General features: G+C 65.9%; 8 protein-coding genes. 7 read left to right on the plus strand and 1 reads right to left on the minus strand.

Translation table 11 applies throughout. The features are described from left to right. Nucleotides 1–105: 105 nt before the first annotated feature. On the plus strand, nucleotides 106–477 hold the full coding sequence (locus KIT89_RS11305; protein ID WP_297601675.1) for a group 1 truncated hemoglobin: 372 nt from the start codon (nucleotides 106–108) through the stop codon (nucleotides 475–477). On the opposite strand, the gene KIT89_RS11310 is transcribed toward KIT89_RS11305, so the two are convergent. Beyond that, nucleotides 474–3,143 (minus strand): AAA family ATPase, encoded by a 2,670-nt coding sequence (locus tag KIT89_RS11310; RefSeq protein WP_297601678.1) that lies wholly within the window; start codon nucleotides 3,141–3,143, stop codon nucleotides 474–476. The two genes, KIT89_RS11305 and KIT89_RS11310, sit on opposite strands and share 4 nt — an antisense overlap. A 402-nt stretch (nucleotides 3,144–3,545) precedes the next feature. On the opposite strand from KIT89_RS11310, the gene rpoB reads away from it, so the two are divergent. The 6 genes from rpoB (at nucleotide 3,546) to KIT89_RS11340 (ending at nucleotide 16,159) form a co-directional block, all read left to right on the plus strand. Further along, entirely contained in the window at nucleotides 3,546–7,037 is a 3,492-nt protein-coding gene (gene rpoB / locus KIT89_RS11315) for a DNA-directed RNA polymerase subunit beta (protein WP_297601681.1), read from the plus strand. A 54-nt stretch (nucleotides 7,038–7,091) separates the two neighbouring features. Then, entirely contained in the window at nucleotides 7,092–10,940 is a 3,849-nt protein-coding gene (gene rpoC / locus KIT89_RS11320; RefSeq protein ID WP_297601683.1) for a DNA-directed RNA polymerase subunit beta', read from the plus strand. A 205-nt stretch (nucleotides 10,941–11,145) separates the two neighbouring features. Continuing rightward, nucleotides 11,146–12,810 carry a GspE/PulE family protein gene (locus KIT89_RS11325; RefSeq protein ID WP_297601686.1) on the plus strand — a complete coding sequence of 555 codons (1,665 nt, stop codon included), beginning with the start codon at nucleotides 11,146–11,148 and terminating at the stop codon, nucleotides 12,808–12,810. 92 nt (nucleotides 12,811–12,902) lie between these two features. Continuing rightward, entirely contained in the window at nucleotides 12,903–14,384 is a 1,482-nt protein-coding gene (locus KIT89_RS11330; RefSeq protein WP_297601689.1) for a PilT/PilU family type 4a pilus ATPase, read from the plus strand. A 110-nt stretch (nucleotides 14,385–14,494) separates the two neighbouring features. Then, a complete protein-coding gene (locus KIT89_RS11335; RefSeq protein WP_367275870.1) occupies nucleotides 14,495–15,616 on the plus strand; it encodes a type II secretion system F family protein in 1,122 nt (373 codons plus the stop codon). 135 nt (nucleotides 15,617–15,751) lie between these two features. After that, nucleotides 15,752–16,159 carry a type II secretion system protein gene (locus KIT89_RS11340; RefSeq protein WP_297601692.1) on the plus strand — a complete coding sequence of 136 codons (408 nt, stop codon included), beginning with the start codon at nucleotides 15,752–15,754 and terminating at the stop codon, nucleotides 16,157–16,159. Nucleotides 16,160–16,270 lie beyond the last annotated feature (111 nt).

A 16,270-nucleotide genomic window follows, 5' to 3' on the forward strand; every position in this document is an offset into this window, starting at 1 on the left:
CCTCGATAAAAATGAGTAATCGCCGACCTGCCTCGTTCGCCGCCCGCGCGGAAGAATGGCACGGCGGCATGGTGCCGCACGATGACACGAGCAAGGGGGTGCGAGGTGAGTCTGTACGACGACATCGGCGGCGCCCCGGCGATCTCGCTCGCGGTCTCGGTGTTCTACCACCGCGTCGCCGCCGACGAGAGCCTTGCCCGATGGTTCGGCGACGTCGACATCGATCGTCTCGTCGCGCACCAGCGCGCCTTTCTCACCGTCGCGCTCGGCGGCCCCGACGTCTTCACCGGTCGCCAGATGCACGCGGCGCACGGTGGCCTGGGCATCACCGACGAGGCGTACGACGCCGTCATCGAGCACCTCGCCTACGCGCTGCTCGACGTGGGCCTCTCGCACGAGCAGGTCACCGACGTGATCGCCGGCATCGCGCCGCTGCGGGTCGAGATCGTCGACGAGCCTGCGGCGGCCGACGCCTAGGCGCTCGCCAGCAGCCCGAGCGCTTCGGGCAGCTCGTGCCGACTGCGCACACCGAGCTTCGTGTAGGCAGACTGCAAGTGGTTGTTGACGGTGCGGGGCGAGAGAAAGAGCTTCGTGGCGATGTCGTTGCTGGGCAGTCCGCGCGCGGCGAACGTGGCGATCTCGCGCTCGCGGGCGGTCAAGGGCTCGAGCTCATTGCTGAAGTGCAGCGGGGCAGTCGAGGCACCCTCCGTGCGATCGGCCACCGACCGAGCACGCCCGACGAACTGCGCCGCGTCTCGCGCTCGGCCCGCCTGACGGGCTGCGTCAGCGGCGAGCGCGAACGCCTCGGCCGCGTGCAGCAGGTAGCCGTGGCGCTCCCACTCGGTGCCGACGGCGGCCAGCTCGTCGAGAGAGCTCTCGACCATCGCCCGAGCGGTGCGCGTGCGCAGTCGCATGACGGGCGAGTCGGCCTCGGCGAGCATCGTGCCGAGAAGCTCGGCCGCGGTCGCCGGGTCTCCGAGTCGGGCCACGTCGAACGCGAGAATGCTCGCGAAGTCGACGTCGCCAGAGGTCATGCGCAAGCGCGTGCGCTCGATGAGCCGTTCACGAGCCGCCACAGCATTGCCCCCCACGGCTTCGACCCATGCCCACCCCAGCAGCAGCAGCGAGTCAGTCTCGATGAGGTCGTCTGGCACCTCGGCGAGCACGGTGCGAGCCTCTGCGACAAGACCCTGCTGTGCTCGAACTCGTGCGAGCATTCCCCGACCGAGCGGCTCATACCCCCGTGGGCCGCGGGTGCGCGCCCCGGCGATCACGTCTTTCAGCCAGCGGGCAGACGACTCGAGGCGACCCATCGCGAGCATGACAGCCGCCAGAGTGAACTCTGCCTGGCGCCCCCGCAGCTCGTCGTCGAGCTCGATCGATTCGCGCAGTGCATCAGCGGCGAACTGCCGAGCCTCGTCGAGCCGGCACGCCTGGGCGAGCGTCACGGCACGCATGAGATACGCCACCCGCAACGGAATCGACGAGTCGCTGAGGCGAGCCGCCGCCAGCGCTCGCTCGGTGATGTGCAGTGCGTCGTCGGTGCGCCCGAGCGCCACATACGGCACGGCCGTGTTGATGTCGAGCTCGGCCTGCTCGGCGGCGGTGCCGTCGTCGACGATCTTCTCGAGCTCGGCGAGCGCTTCGCGGGGCCGTTCGAGGCCGACCAGAATGCGCGCGCGAGCCTGGAGCAGTCGCCGCGCGGCGTCAGGCAGTCGCTCGGGGGCACCGTCGAGAAGCTCGAGAGCCTCGTCGAATCGACTGCTGAGCGTCACGAGGGCGGTCGCCGTCATCGTGAGGATGCGCGCCGTGCGGTGCTGGTCTGCAGGGTCGGCCTCGTCGAGCCTGCGTGCCGCGTCGAGCGTGGCCAGTGCGTCGTCGACGCGGCCGAGCTTGATGAGAGCATCCGCGTGAATGAGCAGCAGTTCGGTGTCGACGGCGCCCGCTTGCGCAGCGGCGGTCGCCAATCGGGCGACCAGGTCGAAGTCTTCGGTGAGCAGAGCGAGGCGAGCCGCGTCGCCCAGCAGCTCTGCGTCGCCCGGTGCGCCGGCGTCGAGCTTCCAGGTGGCGATGCGCACAGCGTCGACATCTCGGTCTGGTGAGGCCTCTGCGCGGGCGGCGTGGTCGAGCAGCAGGTCGATGCGGCGCAGCGTCGGCACTCGTGACTGCACCGCGGCGATGTACTGCGGGTGCGCGATCGTCGCCACGTAGCGCCCGGCCTCGAGCCGCAGCTGCACGAGCTGACGCTGCTCGAGCTCGCCGAGTGCCGTGCGCAGCTCGGGCTCGCCGAGGTGCGACAAGGGCAGCGACTGGCAGACGGCCAATCGCTCGAGCACATCGAGGTGCGCCTCGCCGAGTGAGCTCAGGCGCGCGGTGATGAGTTCGCCCAGCGCCGCCGAACCCCCCGGAGAACCCTGCAACACCCACGACCCGTGCTGCTCAGAGAGCGCACCAGTGGCGAGTGCGTGGGCGACGAGCTCGCGCAGAAAGAGCGGGTTTCCGCCAGAGGCGCCGTGCAGGGCGACGATGGTCTGGTGCGCGACCGTGTTGCCGAGCACCTCTGGCAGCAGCTGATCGAGGTCGTCGACCGTGAGGGGCGAGAGTGCGATGCGCAGACCGCGATCCGACGTCCACAGCGACACCATGGGCTCGGGCAGCAGCTCGCCGTCGCGAGCGGTGGCGAGCAGGCTCAGCGAGCCGATCGTCGCCAACTGCGCGAGCACGGCCACCGACAGCGGGTCGAGCTGCGGCAGGTCGTCGACGACGACGAGCAGCGGCCCCTCGTCGTCACGGGCGGTCGCGAACTCTTCGACGAAGGCCATGAGCGATGCGGTGTCGGCACCGATGCGGGAGATGTCGTGCCGAGTCGCGCCCAAGATCGGCACGAGGGCCGCGAGCGGCACCGCCGAGAGGCTCGAGCTCGCCACGAGCCGACTGACGCGCCAGCCATCGTTCTCGAGCGACTCGGCGAGCTCGCTCGCGAGCCGAGTCTTGCCCACCCCCGCGTCACCCGACAGCACGACGAGCGACGTGCGCCGCGACGCCAAGGCGGCGGCGGCCTGCTCGAGCGAGGCACTGCGACCCACGAGCGGCCACAGCCCGGCAGCGCGTGCCTGCTGCACACCAGGGGGCATCGAGCTCATGGGGGTGGATCCTCCGCCTGCCAGTGACGGCGCCAGAAGAGCGCTGAAGCGAAGTGTACTCACCGGCAGTGGCCAGTGCAGGGCAGTCACGAGGCGGCGAGAGCACCTGACGCTGCGGGATGCTCGCCTCGGGCATCCCGCAACTGCGCGGTTATAGCGCAGCAGGCCGAATTGGTCAAGAAAGCGACTGGACACGGCGGCGCCAGCGCCCCTAGTATTGAGGTTTGCGCTCCCATGTCTGATCGGCCGTCATATGGCGGACGCCGATCGTGCCCCGAGTATAGCGGCGGGGTGGATTTCTCGTGAGAGGAATCCCCGCGGGTCAGAGCGCGTCCATTCGACCGCATTCACCTGTCGACGTTCGACAGAACCCGGGCCATAGAGCCCACGGAGGTTAGATCCTTGGCTGCTGCGCGCACCGCTAAGAACCAGTCCCCCAAGAACGGCCGCACCGCAACGCGGTTGTCGTTCGCCAAGATCAGCGACACGCTCACCGTGCCTGACCTTCTCGCCCTCCAGACCGAGAGCTTCGACTGGCTCGTCGGTGGAGACGGCTGGAAGGCCCGCCTCGAAGAGGCGCAGGCCGCGGGCCGCAGCGACGTTCCGTCGCACAGCGGTCTCGAAGAGATCTTCGAAGAGATCTCGCCCATCGAAGACCTCGGCGAGACCATGCAGCTCTCGTTCACGAACCCCTACCTCGAAGAGCAGAAGTACTCGATCGACGAGTGCAAAGAGCGCGGCAAGACCTACGCCGCGCCGCTCTACGTCGAGGCCGAGTTCATGAACCACATGACCGGTGAGATCAAGACCCAGACCGTGTTCATGGGCGACTTCCCGCTCATGACCGAGAAGGGCACGTTCATCATCAACGGCACCGAGCGCGTCGTCGTGTCGCAGCTCGTGCGCAGCCCCGGTGTCTACTTCGAGCGCCAGCTCGAGAAGACCACCGACAAAGACATCTACACCGCGCGCATCATTCCGAGCCGCGGTGCGTGGCTCGAGTTCGAGATCGACAAGCGCGACCAGGTCGGCGTGCGCATCGACCGCAAGCGCAAGCAGTCGGTCACGGTCTTCCTCAAGGCGCTCGGCCTCACCACCGAAGAGATCCGCGAGAAGTTCGCCGGGGTCGACTCGATCGAGCAGACCCTCGAGAAAGACGCCATCCTCACCAAGGAAGAGGCGCTCAAAGACATCTACCGCAAGCTTCGCCCGGGCGAGCAGGTTGCCGCCGAGGCCGCGCGTGCGCTGCTCGACAACTTCTACTTCAACCCGAAGCGCTACGACCTCGCCAAGGTGGGCCGCTACAAGCTCAACCGCAAGCTGGGTCTCGACGCTCCGCTGAGCGACTCGGTGCTGAGCGTCGACGACATCGTGGCGACCATCCGCTACATGGTGTCGCTGCACGAGGGCCGCGAGACCATGCCGGGCGTCCGCGCTGGCAAGGCCGTCGACCTGCGTCTCGACGTCGACGACATCGACCACTTCGGCAACCGCCGCATCCGCGCTGTGGGCGAGCTCATCCAGAACCAGGTGCGCACGGGCCTCAGCCGCATGGAGCGCGTGGTGCGCGAGCGCATGACGACGCAAGACATCGAGGCGATCACGCCGCAGACCCTCATCAACGTGCGCCCCGTCGTGGCCGCGATCAAAGAGTTCTTCGGCACCTCGCAGCTCAGCCAGTTCATGGACCAGAACAACCCCCTCGCGGGCCTCACCCACAAGCGCCGCCTGTCGGCGCTCGGCCCGGGTGGCCTGAGCCGTGAGCGTGCCGGCGTCGAGGTGCGAGACGTGCACCCCTCGCACTACGGCCGCATGTGCCCCATCGAGACGCCTGAAGGCCCGAACATCGGTCTGATCGGCTCGCTCGCGTCGTTCGCGCGCATCAACTCGTTCGGGTTCATCGAGACCCCGTACCGCCGCGTCACCAAGGGCAAGGTGTCGGCGACGATCGACTACCTCACCGCGAGTGAAGAAGACGACCACGTCGTCGCGCAGGCCGGTGCGCCGCTCAACAAAGACGGCTCGTTCGCCGAAGAGCGCGTGCTCGTTCGCCGCAAGGGCGGCGAGGTCGAACTGGTGCCGGCCGAGCAGGTCGACTACATGGATGTCTCGCCGCGCCAGATGGTGTCGGTCGCGACCTCGCTCATCCCCTTCCTCGAGCACGACGATGCGAACCGTGCCCTCATGGGCGCCAACATGCAGCGTCAGGCTGTGCCGCTGCTGCGCTCAGAGTCGCCGCTCGTCGGCACGGGCATGGAGAGCTACGCGGCCGTCGACGCCGGCGACGTGATCACGGCGACGGCACCCGGTGTCGTCACCGCGGTGGCTGCCGACTCGGTGACTGTGCAGCTCGACGAAGGCGGAACGCAAGACTACGTTCTGCGCAAGTTCGACCGCTCGAACCAGGGGACCAACTACAACCACCGCGTCGTGGTCAGCGCTGGTGACCGCGTCGAGGTCGGCGAGGTCATCGCCGACGGCCCCGCCACCGAGAACGGCGAGCTCGCGCTCGGCAAGAACCTGCTCGTCGCGTTCATGTCGTGGGAGGGTCACAACTTCGAAGACGCCATCATCCTGAGCCAGAACCTCGTGAAAGACGACACCATGTCGTCGATCCACATCGAGGAATACGAAGTGGATGCTCGCGACACGAAGCTCGGAAAAGAAGAGATCACCCGCGATCTGCCCAACGTGAGCCCCGAGCTCTTGGCCGATCTCGACGAGCGCGGCATCATCCGCATCGGCGCAGAGGTTCGCCCCGGCGACATCCTCGTCGGCAAGGTCACCCCGAAGGGCGAGACCGAGCTCAGTGCTGAAGAGCGACTGCTGCGCGCCATCTTCAACGAGAAGTCGCGCGAAGTGCGCGACACCTCGCTCAAGGTGCCGCACGGCGAGCAGGGCACGATCATCGGCGTCAAGGTGTTCGACGCGCAAGACGGCGACGACGAGCTCGGCTCGGGCGTCAACCAGCGCGTGGTCGTCTACATCGCCCAGAAGCGCAAGATCTCCGAGGGCGACAAGCTCGCCGGCCGCCACGGCAACAAGGGCGTCATCGCGAAGATCCTGCCCGTCGAAGACATGCCCTTCCTCGAAGACGGCACTCCTGTCGACATCGTGCTCAACCCCCTCGGCGTGCCGGGCCGCATGAACTTCGGTCAGGTGCTCGAGATTCACCTCGGGTGGGCGGCATCGCGCGGCTGGAAGGTCGAGGGCAACCCCGAGTGGGCATCCCGTCTTCCCGCCGAAGCGCGCGAGGCGGCTCCCGGCACGAAGGTGGCGACCCCGGTGTTCGACGGCGCCAGCGAAGAAGAGATCGCCGGCCTGCTCGACTCGACCCTGCCCAACCGCGACGGCGTGCGCATGATCGACTCGAGCGGCAAGGCGCGACTGTTCGATGGTCGCACCGGCGAGCCGTTCCCCGACCCGGTGTCGGTCGGCTACATGTACATCTTGAAGCTGCACCACCTGGTCGACGACAAGATTCACGCTCGCTCGACGGGCCCGTACTCGATGATCACCCAGCAGCCGCTCGGCGGTAAGGCCCAGTTCGGCGGCCAGCGCTTCGGTGAGATGGAGGTCTGGGCGCTCGAGGCCTACGGTGCCGCGTACGCGCTGCAAGAGCTGCTGACGATCAAGTCTGACGACATCCTCGGTCGCGTGAAGGTGTACGAGGCCATCGTCAAGGGCGAGAACATTCAAGAGCCCGGTATTCCCGAGAGCTTCAAGGTGCTCATCAAAGAGATGCAGTCGCTCTGCCTGAACGTCGAGGTGCTCTCGGCCGACGGCACGGCCGTGAGTCTGAAAGACAACGACGACGAGGTGTTCCGCGCGGCGGAAGAACTCGGCATCAACATCTCTGCCCGCTTCGAATCGTCGTCGATCGACGAGATCTAAGCCGGCTCCGGTATTCACGAGACACTGACGAGACGTTAGAGAAGAGAAGAACTAGTGCTCGACGCAACAACTTTCGATGAGCTCCGCATCGGCCTCGCTACGGCCGACAACATCAGGGCATGGTCGCACGGCGAGGTCAAGAAGCCCGAGACCATCAACTACCGCACCCTCAAGCCCGAGAAAGACGGCTTGTTCGGTGAGCAGATCTTCGGGCCGTCGCGCGACTGGGAGTGCTCGTGCGGCAAGTACAAGCGCGTGCGCTTCAAGGGCATCGTCTGCGAGCGCTGCGGCGTCGAGGTCACGAAGTCGTCGGTGCGCCGCGAGCGCATGGGCCACATCGAGCTCGCCGCCCCGGTCACGCACATCTGGTACTTCAAGGGTGTGCCGAGCCGACTCGGCTACTTGCTCGACATGGCGCCGAAAGACCTCGAGAAGGTCATCTACTTCGCGGCGTACATGGTCATCTCGGTCGACGAAGACGGCCGTCACGCCGACCTTCCCGGGCTCGAGAACGAGCTGCGGCTCGAGATCAAGACGCTCGAGGGCCAGCGAGACAGCGGCATCGCCGCGCGCATGCAGAAGCTCGAGACCGAGCTCGCCGAGCTCGAGGCTGAAGGCGCCAAGGCCGACCAGAAGCGCAAGGTCAAAGACGCTGGCGAGAAAGAGATGGCCCAGCTGCGCAAGTCGTTCGACGAGCAGATCGGTCAGCTCGAGCGCGTGTGGGAAGACTTCCGCACCCTCAAGGTCGGCGACCTCAAGCCCGAAGACGCCGTGTTCCAAGAGCTGCAAGACCGCTACGGTCTGTACTTCGAGGCGCACATGGGTGCCGAGGCGATCAAGAAGCGCCTCGAGGCCTTCGACCTCGCCGCTGAGAGCGAGCTGCTGCATGAGCAGATCGCCGGCGGCAAGGGTCAGAAGAAGATCCGCGCGATCAAGCGGCTGAAGGTCGTCAACTCGTTCCTGCAGACCGGCAACTCGCCGGCCGCCATGGTGCTCGACGTCGTGCCGGTGATTCCTCCGGAGCTTCGCCCGATGGTGCAGCTCGACGGCGGTCGATTCGCGACGAGCGACCTCAACGACCTGTACCGCCGCGTGATCAACCGCAACAACCGACTGCGCCGCCTGCTCGACCTCGGGGCTCCCGAGATCATCGTCAACAACGAGAAGCGCATGCTGCAGGAGGCGGTCGACGCCCTCTTCGACAACGGCCGCCGTGGCCGCCCCGTGACGGGCACCGGCAACCGCGCGCTCAAGTCGCTCAGCGACATGCTGAAAGGCAAGCAGGGCCGGTTCCGCCAGAACCTGCTCGGCAAGCGCGTCGACTACTCGGGCCGTTCGGTCATCGTCGTCGGCCCGCAGCTCAAGCTGCACCAGTGCGGTCTGCCGAAGATCATGGCGCTCGAGCTGTTCAAGCCCTTCGTCATCAAGCGGCTCATCGACCTCGGCCACGCTCAGAACATCAAGAGCGCCAAGCGCATGGTCGAGCGGTCGCGCCCGCAGGTGTGGGATGTTCTTGAAGAGATCATCCGCGAGCGCCCCGTGCTGCTCAACCGCGCACCCACCCTGCACCGCCTCGGAATCCAGGCCTTCGAACCGCAACTGGTCGAGGGCAAGGCCATCCAGCTTCACCCGCTCGTCTGCGCGGCGTTCAACGCCGACTTCGACGGCGACCAGATGGCCGTGCACCTTCCGCTGTCGGTCGAGGCGCAGGCCGAGGCCCGCATTCTCATGCTCGCGTCGAACAACATCCTCAAGCCGTCTGACGGCCGACCGGTGACGGTTCCGACTCAAGACATGATCATCGGTCTGCACCACCTCACGACCATCCGCGAGGGCGCCATCGGCGAAGGCCGCGCATTCTCGTCGGTCTCCGAGGCGATCATGGCGCTCGACCAGGGCTCGCTGCACCTCAACGCCCCCGCGCGCATCCGCCTGTTCGGCGAGAAGTTCGCCGACGGCCGCGAGCTGCGTGAGACCACGCTGGGGCGCGCGCTGTTCAACGAGCTGCTGCCGGCTGATTACCCGTTCGTCGACGACGTCGCCGACAAGGGCACGATCTCGCAGATCGTGAACGACCTCGCCGAGCGCTACCCCAAGACGATCGTCGCCGCGACGCTCGACAAGGTGAAAGATGCCGGCTTCTACTGGGCGACCCGCTCGGGTGTCACCGTCGCGCTCAGCGACGTCGTGACGCCGCCGAAGAAGAAGCAGATCGTCGCCGAGTACGAGAAGAAGGCCGCCAAGATCCAGTCGCAGTTCGACAAGGGTCTGACGACTGACGACGAACGCCGTCGAGAGCTTGTCGAGCTCTGGACAGAGGGCACCAAGGCCGTCAACGACGAGATGCGGGCGAACTTCCCGGTCGACAACACCATCAACCGCATGGTGACGTCGGGCGCTCGAGGCAACTGGCTGCAGGTCGGCAACATCGCCGGCATGCGCGGCCTCGTGTCGAACCCGCGCGGTGAGATCATCGCGCGCCCGATCATCAACTCGTACCGCGAGGGCCTCTCGGTGGCCGAGTACTTCATCGCCACCCACGGTGCCCGCAAGGGACTGGCCGACACCGCTCTGCGCACGGCCGACTCGGGATACCTGACGCGTCGACTTGTCGACGTGGCACAAGACGTCATCATTCGTGAAGACGACTGCGGCACCACCAAGGGCCTCGACTTCCCGATCGCTCACGATGTCGACGGCACCATCGTGCGCGACGACAACGTCGAGAACCTGGTCTTCGCCCGCACACTCGCGGCCGACGCCGTCGACGCGAAGGGCTCGGTCGTGGCCGAGGCCGGCGCCGACGTCGGCGACGTGCTCATCGACACGCTCGTCGGGGCAGGTGTGCGCGAGATCAAGGTTCGCTCGGTGCTGACTTGCGAGTCGGCAGTCGGTGTGTGTGCATCCTGCTACGGCCGCTCGTTGGCCACCGGAACGCGCGTCGACCTCGGAGAAGCCGTCGGCATCATCGCGGCGCAGTCGATCGGTGAGCCGGGAACCCAGCTCACCATGCGCACCTTCCACACGGGTGGTTCGGCGTCGGCCGACGACATCACGCAGGGTCTGCCCCGCGTGACCGAGCTGTTCGAAGCCCGCACCCCGAAGAGCGCGAGCCCGATCGCCGAGAGCGCTGGCCGCATCTCGATTGACGACTCCGGTGCTCAGTTGAAGATCGTGCTGACGCCAGACAACGGCGACGAAGAGGTGGCATACGCCGTCTCGCGCCGCTCGAACCTGCTCGTCGAAGACGGTCAGCACGTCGAGCTGGGCCAGCAGATCTTCGAGGGTCCGGTCGACCCGAAAGAGGTGCTGCGAGTCAAGGGCGTGCGCGCCGTGCAGCAGCACCTCGTCGAGGGCGTGCAGGGTGTCTACCGCTCGCAGGGTGTGCCGATTCACGACAAGCACATCGAGGTCATCGTGCGGCAGATGCTGCGGAAGGTCACCGTCGTCGACCACGGCGAGACCGACCTGCTGCCGGGCGAGCTCGTCGACCGCTCGAAGTACAACACGTTGAACCGTGCTGCACTGAGCGAGGGCAAGAAGACCGCTTCTGCGCGTCAAGAGGTCATGGGCATCACCAAGGCCTCGCTCGCCACCGAGTCGTGGCTGTCGGCCGCGTCGTTCCAAGAGACCACCCGGGTGCTCACCCAGGCGGCGATGGAGGGCAAGCGCGACCCGTTGCTGGGGCTGAAAGAGAACGTGATCATCGGAAAACTGATTCCGGCGGGCACGGGCCTCTCGAACTACCGCAACGTCACAGTCGAGGCGACAGAAGAGGCGAAGGCCGAGCGGTACCCCAACCGCATCTTCGCCGATGACTCGACCTTCAGCGAGGCCGACCTGTCGATCATCGACTTCGACACCTTCTCGAGCGACGACTACACGCCCGGCGCCTACAGCTAGGCTGCAAACCGAACCGCCGAAGGGCCCGCACCGAACACGGTGCGGGCCCTTCGCGTTCGCGGGGCGCATGTTAACAATGTGACTGGTGTGGACTACCCCCGAACGCGGGGCTATTGTCGGCAGTGCGGCGTGTCATACCTTTGCGGTCAGGCAGTCCGTGCAAGCGGCCCATCGGGGCGTTCGCATCCAGGGGGGAGGGTTTGCCGTGGTTTCCGTCAGTGAAGTGCTCATCATCCGTGGGTTGCTGCCCATCGAGACGCTCGACAAGGTGCGCGACGTCGGCGACGACGCCGTCGTGGGCGAGCTCATCGACAGTGGCCTTGTGTCGGCCTCGCAGGTCGCCTCAGCCAAGGCAGAGGTCGCCGGGCTGTCATTCGTCGAACTCGCTGAGTACCCCGTCGACCGCGCCGCCGTCGCTCTCGTGCCCGCCGCGCTCTGCCGTCGGCACAGCATCCTGCCCATTCACGCGACCGCCACCACGATCACGCTCGCGATGGTCGAGCCCGGCGACGTTCTCGCCATGGACGACGTTCGCGCGCTCACTCGCATGCACGTCGTGGCGGTCGTTGCCGAGCGCAATGACCTGCTGGCGGCCATCAACCGGTTTCACCGCGCCGACAGCGAACTCAGCGACCTCACCACGGCGATCGAAGAAGAGACGGCTCCGTCGCAGTCTGACGAGTTGGCGCTGCGCGATGCCGACCCCGACGATGCGCCGATCGTGCGGTTCGTCAACCTCATCATCGGGCAGGCGATTCAAGACCTCGCGTCTGACATCCACATCGAGCCCGGCGAGTTCGAGATGCGCGTGCGCTACCGCATCGACGGCGTGCTGCACGATGTGCAGCAGGCGCCCAAGAACATTCAGAACGGTGTCATCTCGCGGCTCAAGATCATGAGCGACATCAACATCGCCGAACGTCGACGCCCTCAAGACGGCCGCATGTCGGTGCAGCACGCCGGGCAGGTCATCGACTTGCGCGTGGCGACCCTGCCGACAGTGTTCGGCGAGAAGGTCGTCATGAGAATCCTCGACAACAACGCGACCCGTCGCGACATCGGTGAGCTCGGCATGCTCGAGCGCAATCTCACGGTCTACCGAAACTCCTACACCAAGCCGTACGGCATGATTCTGGTCACCGGCCCGACCGGGTCGGGAAAGTCGACGACGCTGTACACCACGCTGCACGCCGTCTCACGGCCCGAGATCAATGTGATCACCGTCGAAGACCCGGTCGAATACCGCATGGCGGGCATCAACCAGGTGCAGGTGAACCCCAAGGCCGGTCTCACCTTCGCGAGCGCGCTGCGCAGCATCCTGCGATCTGACCCTGATGTCGTGCTCATCGGTGAGATCCGCGACCAAGAGACGGCGCAGATCGCCATCGAGGCCTCGCTCACCGGCCACCTCGTGCTCTCGACTCTGCACACCAACGATGCGCCGAGCGCCATCACCCGACTGATCGAGATGGATATCGAGCCGTTCCTGGTGGGCTCTGCACTCGACTGCGTGGTGGCCCAGCGACTCGCCCGCCGCCTCTGCGACCGCTGCAAGCAGCTGCAAGAGTATGACACCGCCCACCTCGATCAGCTCGGGTTCGGTCGGCGCGAAGATGAGTTCTCGCCGCGGTTTTACCACGCTGTCGGCTGCTCGGCCTGCTCGGGCACGGGCTATCGTGGCCGGCTGGCGCTGCATGAGGTCATGCAGGTGAGCGAAGAGATCGAGCGGTTGGCGGTCGCGCGAGCGTCGAGCGTCGAGATCATGCACACCGCCACGGCGCAGGGCATGCTGACACTGCGTCAAGACGGCTGGGCGAAGGTGCGCGCCGGCATGACGTCGATCGAAGAGGTTTTGCGCGTCGTCGCGTGACGACGCGCTGTGCACGTGCGGCCGTGTCGGGGGGACGCGGCCGCACGGGGGTCGGCAACAATGACAGGCAATCACGAACCGAGGGGGAAGCAATGACCGATCCACAGGGCGCGAGCGGAGCCGTCGACGCGACCGTGGGCGCGCGCAGGGTGTGGTCGGTCACGACCGACGACGCGATGCCGCCGCAGTCGGCGACTCCGCACCTTGCACCTCCTCCTCCGGTCGGCAGCCCCATCGCCACTCCGCCGCCGTCGCCGAGCGCCCCGCCGTTCGCCACGTCGGCGGCTGCATCGATACCGCTGTCTGCACCCAGCCCGATTGCTGTCGCTTCTCCGCAGCTCGCGCCGCCGCCCTCCGCACCGCCCATGCGGCTCGATGCCCCACCTCCGGTCGGCGCCGCCCCCCACGATGCACCGCCTCCGGTGAGCATCGGGGCGGTCACCATGCCGGGCATCCACCCCTCCCTGCTCAGCGCCCTCGACGATCTGGTCGCGCGCGGAGGCTCAGACCTTCACATCGCCGGCGACTCTCGCCCGATGCTGCGGGTCGACGGCGAGCTCGTGCCGGTCACCGACTCTGCCGTCTGGGCTCGTGCTGAGTCTGAATCGGTGCTCGGCAGCATCCTGACCGATCGGCAGCGCTCGGCATTCGAAGACGAGTGGGAGCTCGACTTCGCGATCAGCCCGCGCGGCGACAACCGATTCCGTGTCAACTACTACCGCGAGCGCGACACCATCGCGGCGGCCTTCCGACTGATCCCGAACGAGATCAAGTCGCTCAAGCAGCTCGGTGTGCCGAGCGTGGTCTCGCGCTTCGCCACTCTGCCGCGCGGTCTCGTGCTCGTCACGGGCCCCACCGGTTCGGGCAAGTCGACCACGCTCGCAGCCCTCATCGATCTCGTGAACCGCTCTCGTGCCGACCACATCGTGACGATCGAAGACCCGATCGAGTTCGTGCACCAGAACCAGCGCTCGCTCGTCAACCAGCGCGAGGTCGGCGCAGACACGCACTCGTTCGCCGACGCTCTCAAGCGCGTGCTGCGCCAAGACCCCGACGTCATCTTGATCGGTGAGCTGCGCGACCTCGAGACGGTCTCGACCGCCCTCACCGCGGCCGAGACCGGCCACCTCGTCTTCGCCACGCTGCACACCCAGTCGGCCGCGCAGACGATCGACCGCATCATCGACGTCTTTCCGCCGCATCAGCAGGGCCAGGTGCGCTCGCAGCTCGCGCTGACCCTGCAGGGTGTGGTCTGCCAGACCCTGCTGCCGCGCGCGACAGGCTCGGGCCGCATCATCGCCACCGAGATCATGGTCACGACGGGTGCCATCGCCAACCTCATCCGTGAGGGCAAGACCTACCAGATTCCCTCGTCGCTGCAGGCGGGTCGAGAAGCCGGCATGCACACGATGGACCAGCACCTCGCCGATCTCGTCAACAGCCACATGGTGACGTACGAGGCGGCGGTCGCGAAGATGCAAGACGCTGAGAGTTTCATGAGGCTCGTCCATGCGACGGGCTCACCCTCAGGTGCGGCTGCAGGCTTCGGCGACGTTGCAGGAGGGCAGCGCTAATGGCCTCTACATTGACCTATGCATACACCGGTCGTGATTCAACGGGCAAAGTCGTAAAGGGTCGGGTCGATGCTCCAGGAGAGGCCTCGGTCACGTCGAGGCTTCGAACCATGGGTATTGCGCCGATCTCTATACAGCAGGTATCTGCCGGGTCGGGTCTGAACCGCGAGATCTCGATGGGCGGACTCTTCGACAAGCGCGTGACCATGAAAGACCTGGCCGTCATGAGTCGCCAGATGGCGACCATGATCGGTGCCGGTCTGCCGCTGCTTCGAGCCTTGGCAATTCTCGCGGAACAGTCAGAGAACCCCAAGCTGGCTCAGACTCTCGAGGAGGTGCGTGCCGCCGTAGAGAGTGGTGCCACGTTCTCAGACTCTCTTGCGAAGCATCCAAAGGTGTTCCCGCCTCTCTTAATCAACATGGTGCGCGCAGGAGAGGTTGGCGGATTCTTGGAGTCTGCGCTGGAGTCAGTGGCGCGAAACTACGAGAAGGAAGTGCAACTGCGCGCGACCATCAAGTCGGCTCTGACCTACCCGGTGGTGGTGCTCATCATGGCGCTGGTCGCCGTCGTCGGCATGATCCTCTTCATCGTTCCCATCTTCGAGCAGATGTTTGCTGACCTCGGCGGCACACTGCCCGTACCCACCCTCATACTCGTCGCCATCTCGAACAGTATGATCTGGCTGGGGCCGCTCCTACTGGTCGCGATGATCATCGGCACAGTGTGGTGGCGAGCGAACCGGCACACGCCCAAATTCCGGTCGGTGTACGAGCCGGCACTCTTGAAGATGCCGGTGTTTGGCCCACTCTTCGCCAAGGTCGCTATCGCTCGCTTCTCGCGCAACTTCTCGACAATGGTCGGATCTGGAGTGCCGATCTTGCAGGCACTCTCGATCATCGGCTCGACATCCGGCAACTGGCAGATTGAACAGGCGATCATCAAGGTGCAGGACTCTGTGAGGCAAGGACGCTCGATCTCAGCTCCGCTGCAAGAGGAATCGATCTTTCCGTCTATGGTGACCCAAATGATCGCGGTGGGCGAAGACTCGGGCGCTCTAGAAGCCATGCTCGACAAGATTGCCGACTTCTATGACGCCGAGGTTCAAAGCACGACCGAGCAACTCACGGCACTCATCGAACCGATCATGATCGCCTTCCTGGGAGTCATACTCGGGGGCATGATCGTGGCTCTGTATCTGCCCATCTTCGACATCTTCAATCAGGTCCAGTAGGCGCGCCGAATGCCCCCCGCACTGGGGATGTTCGCGCCCGAACAACGCATACATCATTAGTGGCGGGGGGCCGGTTTCATGTTCCGTGGGGGGCCCACCTATCAACCTTCACTTGATGGGAAAGGAAACGGACACATGTCCATCACTACCGCACTGGAAACACAGCGACGTCGCATCGAGGACAACGAGAAGGGTTTCACCCTGATCGAGCTCTTGGTCGTCGTGCTCATCATCGGCATTCTCGCTGCGATCGCCATCCCGGTCTTCATCGGCCAGCAGAACCAGGCCCGCGACGCTGCAGCGACCTCAGACCTCGCGAACATTCGCGTGGCTATGGTGTCGTACTCGGTCGCCGAAGGCGGCACCTTTGCAGGGGTCACCGTCGCTGACTTGCAAGGCAACGGCTATGTTCAATCGACCACCGCCGCTCCGACTATCGCCAGCGCAGATGCCAACGGCTTTTGTGTGTGGGTGCAGTCAGACTCGGGTACCAACTTCCAGGTGACCGAGGCCGCTGGCGTGACTGAGGGCAACTGCACGTAAGCCTGACAAGGCATGAAGACAGACGTCTTGTCTGTCGGCGGGGCGAGGGCACCAGCTTAGGTGCTCTCGTCCCCGTCGGGCCTCGCTGCAATGGAGAAGCAGAGCAGCGAC

Source organism: Microcella sp., from assembly GCF_025808395.1.
GTDB lineage: Bacteria > Actinomycetota > Actinomycetes > Actinomycetales > Microbacteriaceae > Microcella.

Coding starts and splice junctions, on each gene's coding strand:
- KIT89_RS11310 (WP_297601678.1), bottom strand. CDS start 3,143: ATGAGCTCGATGCCCCCTGGTGTGCAGCAGGCACGCGCTGCCGGGCTG.
- KIT89_RS11330 (WP_297601689.1), top strand. CDS start 12,903: ATGACCGATCCACAGGGCGCGAGCGGAGCCGTCGACGCGACCGTGGGC.
- KIT89_RS11335 (WP_367275870.1), top strand. CDS start 14,495: ATGGGTATTGCGCCGATCTCTATACAGCAGGTATCTGCCGGGTCGGGT.
- KIT89_RS11340 (WP_297601692.1), top strand. CDS start 15,752: ATGTCCATCACTACCGCACTGGAAACACAGCGACGTCGCATCGAGGAC.